Below are 10,635 nucleotides of genomic sequence, written 5' to 3'. Positions count from 1 at the left end.
TATCCCAAAAAATGTTTGGGCTACAAGTCACCGAGAGAATTTCTTATAGGTGGCTAACTCGGAATTGAAATTTGCCTACAACGCGGGAAAGTAATAAATATAAACTTTTTTTCAAAAAAGTGTTGACAAGGGTATTACCCCGTGATATACTTATCTAGTGTTCAGCGGGGATGGCGGAATTGGCAGACGCGCAGGATTAAGGATCCTGTGACCGCTTTAGGTCGTGAGGGTTCAAGTCCCTCTCTCCGCATAGAACTTTCAGACTGGTTTAACCAGTCTTTTTTTGTGCCTGAAAGTTATGTGAAAATTTTCTCATACGGATACAGTTTCAGCTAGCATTTTTTTGAGAATCGTGTTAAAATAAGAGGGTATGGGGGACGACTCCCAAAAAATATTAGGAGGCTCTTAGAATGCCATTAGTTTCAGCAGAAAAATTTGTCCAAGCAGCGCGTGACAACGGTTATGCAGTTGGTGGATTTAACACAAACAACCTTGAGTGGACTCAAGCTATCTTGCGTGCAGCAGAAGCAAAACAAGCTCCAGTTCTTATCCAAACTTCTATGGGTGCGGCTAAGTACATGGGTGGTTACAAAGTAGCTCGCAACTTGATCGCAAACTTGATCGAGTCAATGAACATCACAGTTCCAGTTGCTATTCACCTTGACCACGGTCACTACGAAGATGCACTTGAGTGTATCGAAGTTGGTTACACTTCTATCATGTTTGACGGTTCACACCTTCCAGTAGAAGAAAACCTTGCAAAAGCAAAAGAAGTTGTAGAATTGGCACACGCTAAAGGTATCTCAGTTGAAGCTGAAGTTGGTACTATCGGTGGTGAAGAAGACGGTATCGTTGGTACTGGTGAATTGGCTCCAATCGAAGATGCAGTAGCAATGGTTGCAACTGGTATTGACTTCTTGGCAGCTGGTATCGGTAACATCCACGGTCCATACCCAGAAAACTGGGAAGGTCTTGACCTTGACCACTTGCGTAAATTGACAGAGGCTGTACCAGGTTTCCCAATCGTATTGCACGGTGGTTCTGGTATTCCAGATGCACAAATCCAAGAAGCAATCAAATTGGGTGTTGCTAAAGTTAACGTTAACACTGAGTGTCAAATCGCATTTGCAAACGCAACTCGTAAGTTTGCAGCAGCTTATGAAGCAAACGAAGCAGAATACGACAAGAAAAAACTCTTTGACCCACGTAAATTCTTGGCTGACGGCGTAAAAGCTATCCAAGCATCTGTTGAAGAGCGAATCGACGTATTTGGTTCAGCAAACAAAGCTTAATGTTATATAAGTAATGCTATCTAAACCAACCGCAAGGTTGGTTTTTTGAGTTTTATCTAATCTACTGTTTCAAACAGTCCTATTCTGTGAAGCAATCTCTGATTGCGAACAAGGAAATCCGTTTTTTCAATGGCTTGTCCTTAGAAGATTTGAAACAAGCTTGGTCAAATGTCAATTCTGTCTGATAGACAGGCTTCAATATTCTTGGAGAACTGTCGAAAGAAAAAAATAAAAATATTCCTTGCCAACTTCATTCTTTTCTGTTAGAATAGTATGGTATGTGGTGCTAGCACATCCGATATATTTGATCAAATGAGGAGGAAGATACAATGGCTAAAGTATGTTATTTCACTGGTCGTAAGACTGTATCAGGTAACAACCGTTCACACGCAATGAACCAAACTAAACGCGCAGTTAAACCAAACCTTCAAAAAGTTACTGTTTTGATTGACGGTAAACCTAAAAAAGTTTGGGCTTCAGCTCGTGCCCTTAAATCAGGTAAAGTAGAACGCGTTTAAGAAATGACCCTTTTGGGTTATTTTTTTTTGCCAAAGAAACCTAGTCTTCCGTCTGCTGTCACAAGCTTGTTTTTTACAGAATGGCGAAAGTATGGTAAAATGGAGTGATAAAACTATTTGAGGTAAAGTAATATGACTGTTAAAATCAATACAAAAGACGGCCAAATTGAATTGACTGACGACGTGATTGCCACAGTTGTCGGTGGAGCTACGACCGAGATTTTTGGTGTGGTCGGCATGGCTAGCAAATCCGCCATCAAAGACAATTTCCAGGCTCTTTTGAGAAAGGAAAACTATGCCAAGGGCGTTGTCATCAAGACCTTGGAAGATGGTCGTATTGCAGTTGATGTCTACACTGTTATGAGCTACGGTGTAAAAATCAGTGAAGTATCTCGCAATATCCAAGAACGTGTCAAGTTCAACTTGGAAAATCAATTGGGTATCTCTGTGGATGCCGTTAATGTTTTCATCCAAAATATTAAAGTCGTAGGAGAATAATTGTGTCTAAAATTACTACTAGTTTATTTCAAGAAATGGTGCAGGCAGCATCAACTCGTCTGAATAAACAAGCTGAATACGTCAACTCACTTAATGTTTTCCCTGTTCCAGATGGGGATACTGGTACCAATATGGGTATGACCATTACCAATGGAGCCAAAGAAGTTGCGGATAAGCCAGCAAATACAGTTGGTGAAGTCGCTCAAATCTTATCAAAAGGTTTACTCATGGGTGCTCGCGGAAACTCTGGCGTTATTACGTCACAATTGTTCCGCGGTTTTGGCCAGTCTGTTAAAGGCAAGGTTGAATTAGATGGTAAGGATTTGGCACAGGCCTTCCAACATGGTGTAGAAGTGGCTTATAAGGCCGTTATGAAGCCAGTTGAGGGTACCATTTTGACCGTTTCTCGTGGTGCAGCGACGGCTGCCCTAAAAAAAGCAGAAGAAACAGATGATGCCATTGAAGTCATGCGTGCAACTCTTGAAGGTGCCAACCGTGCCCTCAAGAAAACACCTGATATGCTTCCAGTCTTGAAAGAAGTTGGGGTTGTTGACTCTGGTGGTCAAGGTCTTGTTTATATCTACGAAGGTTTCTTGTCAGCTTTGACTGGTGAATACATTGCTTCTGAGGATTTTGAAGCAACTCCAGCAGTCATGACAGAAATGATTAATGCAGAACACCACAAGTCAGTTGCTGGTCATGTAGCGACTGAGGACATTACCTTTGGTTACTGTACGGAAATCATGGTTGCCCTTCGCCAAGGTCCTACTTATGTGAAAGACTTTGATTATGAAGAATTCCGTAACTACCTCAACGACCTAGGAGATTCACTCCTTGTAGTCAATGATGATGAAATTGTAAAAGTTCACGTCCATACAGAAGATCCAGGCTTGGTTATGCAAGCAGGTCTCCAATATGGTAGCTTAGTCAAGGTAAAAGTAGACAATATGCGTGAACAACATGAAGCGCAAGTTGAAAAAGAAGAAGCCTACCAAAAACCAGCTGAGCAAAAAGAATACGGCATTATCGCTGTTGCAGCTGGAGAAGGATTGACAGAGATCTTCAAATCACAAGGCGTTGATTATGTGATTTCAGGTGGTCAGACCATGAACCCTTCAACAGAGGATTTTGTCAATGCTATTGAATTGGTCAATGCTCGCAATGTCATCTTGTTGCCAAACAACAAGAACATCTTGATGGCGGCTCAGACTGCAGCAGAAGTTGCTGAAGTGGCGGTTAAGGTGGTAGAAACCAAGACTCTACCACAAGGCTTCACTAGCTTGCTTGCCTTTGATCCAAGTCGTGATTTGGACAGCAACTTTAAAGCGATGACGGCATCACTTGCAGAAGTGAAAAGTGGTAGCGTGACAACTGCAGTCCGTGACACAACTATCGATGGTCTGGAAATTCATGAAAATGATAACTTGGGTATGGTTGATGGCAAGATTGTGGTTTCTAATCCAGATATGATGGAGACGCTTGTTGCTACCTTTGATAAAATGTTGGATGAAGATAGTGAAATCGTGACTATCTATATTGGTGAGGATGGTGACGAGGATACAGCACAAGTCCTTGCTGATCAATTGGAAGAGAAATTTGAAGATGTAGAGGTTGAAATCCATCAAGGAAACCAACCAGTCTATCCATATCTATTTAGTGTAGAATAATCCATGAGAAGAGCAGTCTGACTGTTCTTTTCTTGTGTATTTTGTGGATGTTTTGCTTGCTATTTGGTCCAAATATGATATAATAGTTTCTTGTGAGTATCCCTCACTTCCCACAGGCTAGGACCTGGGGGCATTAGACCAAAAGGAGGAACATATCAATGGCTAAATACGAAATTCTTTATATTATTCGTCCAAACATTGAAGAAGAAGCTAAAAACGCTTTGGTAGCACGCTTTGACTCTATTTTGACTGACAACGGTGCAACAATCGTTGAATCAAAAGCATGGGAAAAACGTCGCCTTGCCTACGAAATCCAAGATTTCCGTGAAGGTTTGTACCACATCGTTAACGTTGAAGCGACTAACGACGAAGCTCTTAAAGAGTTTGACCGTTTGTCAAAAATCAACGGCGACATTCTTCGTCACATGATTGTGAAACTTGACGCGTAAGAAGGTTTTATATGATAAATAATGTAGTATTGGTTGGTCGCATGACCCGCGATGCAGAACTTCGTTACACTCCGTCAAACCAAGCTGTTGCGACTTTTACACTTGCAGTTAACCGTAATTTTAAAAATCAAAATGGCGAGCGTGAAGCGGACTTTATCAACGTAGTTATCTGGCGTCAACAAGCTGAAAATTTGGCGAATTGGGCTAAGAAAGGTGCTCTCATTGGCGTGACTGGTCGCATTCAGACCCGTAGTTACGACAATCAGCAAGGGCAACGCGTTTATGTAACTGAGGTAGTTGCAGAAAGTTTCCAACTCTTGGAAAGCCGTACTGCCCGTGAAGGTCAAGGTGGCGGATATTCTGCTGGCAATTCATTTGCTGGTGGCAATGATTACAATTCACCTTATCAAGCACCTGCACAATCTACACCGAACTTCGCTCGAGAAGAAAGTCCATTTGGTGCATCAAACCCAATGGATATTTCAGACGATGACCTACCATTTTAGGTCGATACTAAATATATAAAGGAGAAAAACACATGGCTCAACAACGTCGTGGCGGTTTCAAACGCCGTAAAAAAGTTGACTATATCGCAGCTAACAAAATTGAATATGTTGATTACAAAGATACTGAGCTTCTTAGCCGTTTCATTTCAGAACGTGGAAAAATCCTTCCACGTCGTGTAACTGGAACTTCAGCTAAAAACCAACGTAAAGTAACAACAGCTATCAAACGTGCTCGCGTTATGGCCTTGCTACCATTCGTAAATGAAGATTAAAAAAATCGCCCGGTGTGGCGATTTTTTCATGAGCTTGAAAATATGAGAGCGAATTAGGAGCTTCAAAGCCCTATTTAGCTAGCCCCCTAGAAACTAGATAGGTTCAACACTGATAGGTCGTTTTTACTTGTGCTCGTTAAACTTGAGAAGCACAATTGCGCAGTGAGGAGATTGAACGCCTCTTTGGGACAGCCAACGAGTACCACAATCTTCGTTATACAAGAGAGAAAGGCAAGTCCAAAATGGAAGATAAGGTTGGACTGACTTTGGCGTGCTTAAATCTCAAGAAATTGGTAAAAATGAGGGCAGGGAAGCCTTTTTATATTGTACAAATAGCCACGATTCTGGCAAAAAGACCGACTATCAGACCAATAAACAGAAAAAGACAAACATCAATCGAGATGTTTGTCTTCATTCTGTGGCTAGCTGTCGCTAGCTTTTATCTCCAACTTGAACAAGTCTATCTGTAGACTTGTTAATGACAGCCGACTCTGGTCGCCTCTATCTCCAACTTGATGGAGCCTCTTCCCAGGCTCCGTCAACCACCAACACTCGTAAACTTGGTCATACCATAGCGGAAGAGCTTATAGTTAATCGTAAAGATGATGGCAACAACAAGTGGGAGTGCGAGGCCCCACATGGAGAGGTCCAGGAAGTAGAGGGCTGGGAAGTAGGCGGTAAAGGCATAGGGAAAGACAAAAATCAGTAGGAATTGAATGACTTTTGGATAGATATTGAGAGGGTATTGGGCCATTTGGTTGAGTGCAAAAATCCCCATGGTGAGAGGGAAGGATTCCACGATCCAAAAGGCAAGAGCTGTTGGTCCCAGCTGAATTGCCGCATAGAGCAGACCGATGCAAATGGCAATAAAAACCAACAAGAGAATCTTCCAAATCGACCATTCCAAGCCCAAAATCTGCGAAGACTGCCAGAGAGCCACGCCACCAATCAAGGTAGTCCCAATGCCCTGAGGTTGAATTCGTTCACAAACCAGCTGAAAGAGCGGATTGACTGGCAGCAGAAGCAGGCGTTCAAACTCCCCACGTCGAATATAGCGGCTACCAAACATCCACAGATTATCAAAGAAAATCAAGTGGACCGACCGCCCCACCGTCGCCATTCCATAGATAAACAGCATCTGCCCGTAGTTAAAGCCTGCAATCTCCTTGATATTACTAAAAAGGACATTGAGGAAAATCAGATAGACCACCTGCTCCACCAAAGACGAGACCAGACCGATGAAAAAATCTACCCGAAAAGACATCTGGGCCATCATGAAGACCTTGACATTGTACAAATAAAGACCGATATACTTTTTCATCCTAGCCTCCAAAAATGACAATTTTTCGCTTGGCTTGGGACCATAGAGCCGCGATAAAGCCAGCAAGGACAGGTAACCAGAGCAACTGCAAGCCTAGCAAGGACAGGTCTGTTTCCCGGCCTAAGAGAATAGAAATAGGCACATTGATCGCGTAGTTATAGGGCATGAAGCTCAGGACTTTTTCGACTTTTTCAGGGTAAAAGCTGAGCGGTAAGAGGGCTCCGGATGACAGGTTGAAGAGGCCCATGCGTAGCAGCATGACTCCCCAAGCATTGACCGTAAAGAAAGTCGCAAAACCAAAAGCCAAGTCTAAGAGTTGCACAATAAACATCCCCAAGATAGCAGACAGGAGAAAGACCAGTATAGTCTTTCCATCGGGTAGGTAAAAATCACTCTGCACCAAGAGAATCAGCAGAAAGACCACCAAAAACTTGAAGAGTTCAATCAATTTTGTCCCCAAGTCCTTGAAGAAGAGGGAGAGGATAAAAGAGTAGGGTCGTAAAAATTCTCCCGCAATCTGTCCTTGTAAAATCGAATAAGACAGGTCTTCACCGATTGAAAAGGAGTTGAGGCTTGCCAAGAGGCTAGCGAAGATGATATAGGTGGTAAAGGTCTGGAGGGTGTAACCATTGACCTCAGGCTGTGTGAAGAAAATAGTCTTCCAGACAAAGAGAGACACCAAAATCCGTGCTAGCACAGATACGAAAGAAGCCAGGAAAAAGGCCTTGTACTGCAGGGCTGTCATCATAGTCAGCCGTGTCATGTAGAGGTACTTATGCATGAATGCCCTCCTCGTAAATCTGACGGACAATGGACTCAATTTCCAGCTCCTTCATGGTCACATCATCGACCTCGATCTGCTCAAAGACCAAGGTGATGACCTGGGCACTGGTCCATTGGTTAGCCTGATAGTGAATGTCGAAGTGGTAATCATCCTTGCGGTCAAATTCCAGACCAGCCGCCTGAATATCTTTGGTCAGCGGATGCTCGGTAGAAAAACTAATGGTTTTGATTTGAGAAAATCGCTCCTTGAGCTGACTGAGTGAGCCGTCGTAGACTTTTTTTCCCTTATCGATGATGAAAATCCGCTCACAGAGGGTTTCAATGTCCTTCATATCGTGGGAAGTAATCAAGAAAGTCGTGCCGTGCTCTTCATTCATGTAGCGAATAAAAGAACGAATGGTCTCCTTGACACTAGCGTCCAGCCCAATGGTTGGCTCGTCCAGAAAGACCACAGAAGGCTGGTGGAGGAAGATCGCCGCAAATTCACAGCGGACCCGCTGTCCCAGAGACAGATTGCGGATGGACTGCTTCATAATGTCTGCCAAATCCAGCAAGTCAATCAAGCGTGCCAGTCGTTCCTGAAAAACCGCCTCAGGTACATCATAAATCTTGGCATGGAGAATAAAGGACTCCTGCACAGGCAGGTTCCAATCCAGATGTGATTTCTGCCCAAAAAGGACACCAATCTGCTTGTTGACCGCCTTGCGATTGTCCTTGGGAACCAGGCCGTTAATGGTGACCGTGCCTTCATCGGCATGTAGCACCCCTGTCAACATTTTAATCGTAGTCGACTTGCCGGACCCGTTGGATCCGATATAACCGACAATCTCCCCCTTCTGAATGGACAGGGAGATATCCTGCACCGCCTGAATGGCTTTTTTCTTGGGCTTGAAGAAGGCCTTTATCGAGCCTTTTAGCCCCACCTCCTTATCGACCACGTAGTAGGTTTTAGATAAATGCTGCGCTTCTATCATAATGATCTCCTTAAGAAAACGTTTGCGTAATCATTATATCACGATTTATTCGCCTGTGATGATGAAAATATAAGAAAATAGCGAAGGATTTTCTGAAAAAAGCAGAGAAGATTTCTGTTCTGTTATTTTTTATCATTTTTTCCATGCATTATTTACAATACCAAGAAAAAGGTGTACAATAAAAGCAATCAATTCTAAGGAGGTTGAGATGTTAGAAGTTCGTCGCTTATGTAAAAGTTACGGGACCAAGCAAGTCTTGAAGGACATTTCTTTTATTATTCCATCTGGAACCATTTGTGGCCTAGTCGGGAAAAATGGTGCAGGAAAAACTACTTTCTTCCATTCCTTACTAGGATTTGTCAGCTACGAGGGAGAGATTGCCCTCGACCAGCAGGCTGTCACGCCAGACTTGTTTTCAAAAATCGGCTATCTACCAGAAGAGCGGAGCCTCATGCCCAAGCTTTCTGTTTTTGAACAGGTCAGGTATTTGGCTAGCCTTAAGGGGATGACCAGCAAGGAAGTGGCGGAAAAACTACCGTTTTGGATGGAAAAGTTGGAAGTCAAGGGCAAAGTGACAGACAAGATAAAAAGTCTATCCAAAGGAAACCAGCAAAAGATTCAGTTGATTGTAACTTTGCTCCATGAACCAGACCTGATTATTTTGGATGAGCCCTTTTCTGGGTTGGACCCTGTCAACACCGCCCTCCTAAAACGTGTGATTTTAGAGGAAAAGGAGCGCGGAGCAACCATCATCTTTTCAGATCATGTCATGACCAATGTGGAGGAACTCTGTGACCAACTCTTGATGATCCAAGATGGGCAGCTGGTCTTGAATGGAGGCATTCAGGATATTCGTCGGCAGTTTGGTCGGACCCGTCTCTTTGTTTCCTCGGATATTCCGAGAGAGCAGCTAGAAGGCCTGCCCCATGTCCTCTCTGTTCAAATGACCAATCACGATAAATGGCGCCTTGTCCTAGACGATGAAGCAGCAGGTCCAGAGCTCTTCCAGTTAATCAGTGGTGGTCGCTATTTGGCAACCTTTGACCAGCAGGCGCCAACCATTGATGAAATCTTTAAAATCAAATCGGGGGTGGCAGAATGAAATCCTTTATCCTAGTCGCAAAAGAGACCTACCTACGGCAGGTCAAATCCTGGTCCTTTGTTTTTATGGTCCTATCCCCCTTCCTCTTTCTCGGCTTATCTTTGGGATCAGGCTATCTAACAAGCTCTAGCATGAATGCTGGGTCGGAAAAAATTGGTCTCGTAAGTGAGGACTTTATGGCCCAAATGGCCTTTGCGACACTTGACTTAGACTTGGTTCTTGTGACAGAAGAAGAGGCCAAGCAGCAGCTTTCAGAAGAAGAGTTGGAAGGCTATATCAAGGTCGCAGTAGTGGACCAGCAGTACCAGGCGACCTATCATGGAAATGAGGTCTCTTCTCAATCCGTTCAGCAAACCTTCCAGTCTATTCTAGAGAGCTTGCAGCAGCAGCTCAATGAAGCAAATGCTCAACTGACACCAACTCAGCTGGAATTTCTAGCCATCCAGCCTTCCTATGTGGAGGAAGTTGGTGACCAAGAGGGGCTGGAAAAAATTGGACAGATGATTACTTTCTTTGGCTTGATTTTCCTCATGTACATCATGACTATTGTTTATGCTTCTACAACTGCCCAGGAGGTAGCCAGTGAAAAGGGAACGAAAATCATGGAAGTGATTTTCTCTAGTGTTCCAGCCTGGACCTATTTCTATGGTCGCATCTTTGGCATCTTCCTCGTCATTGCGACCCATTTGGGAGTCTATCTTGTAGGTGGCATCTTGGCCTATCACCTAGCAGGACAATTGGAATTGACCAAGGAAATCTTTGAGTCAAACCAGGTCTTGGTGCAAGCTGTTTTAGACAACTTGGACTGGACCATGATTCTCTTTGCTATTTTCGGCCTGCTCCTAGGAGTAACCCTGGCTTCCTTGTGTGGCTCTCTTGTGGTGAGACCAGAAGATGTCAACAAGGCTGTTCAACCGGTTATCTATCCGATTATCATCGGCTTTTTAGGGGCCATGACCTTTGGGCAACAAGCGCAAGAACATATGGTGGTGAAAATCGGATCCTACATCCCATTTTTGTCCTCCTTCTTTATGCCAATTCGCCAGATAAATGGCTGGGCAAGTAATTGGGAGACCTGGCTATCTTTCTTCATTCTCGCAGCGACCACGATTGGCGCAATCGTCTTTATAGGTAAATCCTATGCAGGCTTGATTTTACAGACCGATGATATCGGCTTTTGGAGAAGCTTGAAAAAAGGCTTAACGAGCAAGTAAGTCTGCCTACAATAGAACGAAAAGACCAACTTAGGAATC

General features: G+C 43.7%; 12 protein-coding genes, 1 tRNA gene and 1 pseudogene. 11 read left to right on the top strand and 3 right to left on the bottom strand.

Annotation, left to right across the window (positions count from 1 at the left end; all coding sequences use genetic code 11):
* Positions 1-164: 164 nt before the first annotated feature.
* From ACHBGV_RS07875 to ACHBGV_RS07835, 9 genes and pseudogenes are all read left to right on the top strand, one after another.
* Positions 165-250, top strand: a tRNA-Leu gene (locus ACHBGV_RS07875).
* Positions 251-410: 160 nt separating this feature from the next.
* Complete coding sequence (locus tag ACHBGV_RS07870; RefSeq protein WP_105111306.1) at positions 411-1,292, top strand: class II fructose-bisphosphate aldolase; 882 nt, start codon at positions 411-413, stop codon at positions 1,290-1,292.
* A 329-nt stretch (positions 1,293-1,621) separates the two neighbouring features.
* Positions 1,622-1,810 (top strand): 50S ribosomal protein L28, encoded by a 189-nt coding sequence (gene rpmB / locus ACHBGV_RS07865; RefSeq protein WP_001140948.1) that lies wholly within the window; start codon positions 1,622-1,624, stop codon positions 1,808-1,810.
* A 132-nt stretch (positions 1,811-1,942) separates the two neighbouring features.
* Complete coding sequence (locus ACHBGV_RS07860) at positions 1,943-2,308, top strand: Asp23/Gls24 family envelope stress response protein (RefSeq protein ID WP_105111305.1); 366 nt, start codon at positions 1,943-1,945, stop codon at positions 2,306-2,308.
* A gap of 2 nt (positions 2,309-2,310) precedes the next feature.
* The gene (locus tag ACHBGV_RS07855) at positions 2,311-3,975 is read left to right on the top strand and encodes a DAK2 domain-containing protein (protein WP_394736063.1); all 1,665 of its coding nucleotides are present in this window, start codon (positions 2,311-2,313) and stop codon (positions 3,973-3,975) included.
* Between the two features lie 158 nt (positions 3,976-4,133).
* Positions 4,134-4,424: a 30S ribosomal protein S6 gene (rpsF, locus tag ACHBGV_RS07850; RefSeq protein ID WP_105111495.1), complete on the top strand. Its 291-nt coding sequence runs from the start codon at positions 4,134-4,136 to the stop codon at positions 4,422-4,424.
* 11 nt (positions 4,425-4,435) lie between these two features.
* A complete protein-coding gene (locus tag ACHBGV_RS07845) occupies positions 4,436-4,930 on the top strand; it encodes a single-stranded DNA-binding protein (protein WP_002942409.1) in 495 nt (164 codons plus the stop codon).
* 32 nt (positions 4,931-4,962) lie between these two features.
* Positions 4,963-5,202, top strand: coding sequence for a 30S ribosomal protein S18 (gene rpsR, locus ACHBGV_RS07840; protein ID WP_002939250.1), 240 nt, complete (start codon positions 4,963-4,965; stop codon positions 5,200-5,202).
* Positions 5,203-5,354: 152 nt separating this feature from the next.
* Positions 5,355-5,672: pseudogene (locus ACHBGV_RS07835) on the top strand (transposase); the annotation flags it as partial.
* A gap of 68 nt (positions 5,673-5,740) precedes the next feature.
* Here ACHBGV_RS07835 and ACHBGV_RS07830 read toward each other — a convergent pair.
* From ACHBGV_RS07830 to ACHBGV_RS07820, 3 genes are read right to left on the bottom strand one after another with little or no spacing between them, the layout of a single operon-like run.
* On the bottom strand, positions 5,741-6,523 hold the full coding sequence (locus tag ACHBGV_RS07830; protein WP_394736062.1) for an ABC transporter permease: 783 nt from the start codon (positions 6,521-6,523) through the stop codon (positions 5,741-5,743).
* 1 nt (position 6,524) lies between these two features.
* Complete coding sequence (locus ACHBGV_RS07825) at positions 6,525-7,304, bottom strand: ABC-2 family transporter protein (RefSeq protein WP_257104905.1); 780 nt, start codon at positions 7,302-7,304, stop codon at positions 6,525-6,527.
* Complete coding sequence (locus ACHBGV_RS07820; protein ID WP_394720517.1) at positions 7,297-8,280, bottom strand: ATP-binding cassette domain-containing protein; 984 nt, start codon at positions 8,278-8,280, stop codon at positions 7,297-7,299. The genes ACHBGV_RS07825 and ACHBGV_RS07820 overlap by 8 nt, the downstream gene beginning before the upstream one ends.
* A 208-nt stretch (positions 8,281-8,488) precedes the next feature.
* Here ACHBGV_RS07820 and ACHBGV_RS07815 point away from each other — a divergent pair, with 208 nt between their 5' ends.
* Positions 8,489-9,382, top strand: coding sequence for an ABC transporter ATP-binding protein (locus ACHBGV_RS07815; protein WP_394736061.1), 894 nt, complete (start codon positions 8,489-8,491; stop codon positions 9,380-9,382).
* Positions 9,379-10,596: an ABC transporter permease gene (locus tag ACHBGV_RS07810; RefSeq protein ID WP_394736059.1), complete on the top strand. Its 1,218-nt coding sequence runs from the start codon at positions 9,379-9,381 to the stop codon at positions 10,594-10,596. Before ACHBGV_RS07815 ends, ACHBGV_RS07810 begins: the two co-directional genes overlap by 4 nt.
* The last annotated feature ends 39 nt before the right edge of the window (positions 10,597-10,635 follow it).

Origin of the sequence: Streptococcus sp. A34 (genome assembly GCF_043674115.1) — a bacterium.
In the GTDB taxonomy this organism is placed as follows: domain Bacteria; phylum Bacillota; class Bacilli; order Lactobacillales; family Streptococcaceae; genus Streptococcus; species Streptococcus suis_V.
The sequence above is the reverse complement of the archived record's forward strand: the minus strand, read 5'-3'. Positions and strand labels throughout refer to the sequence as shown.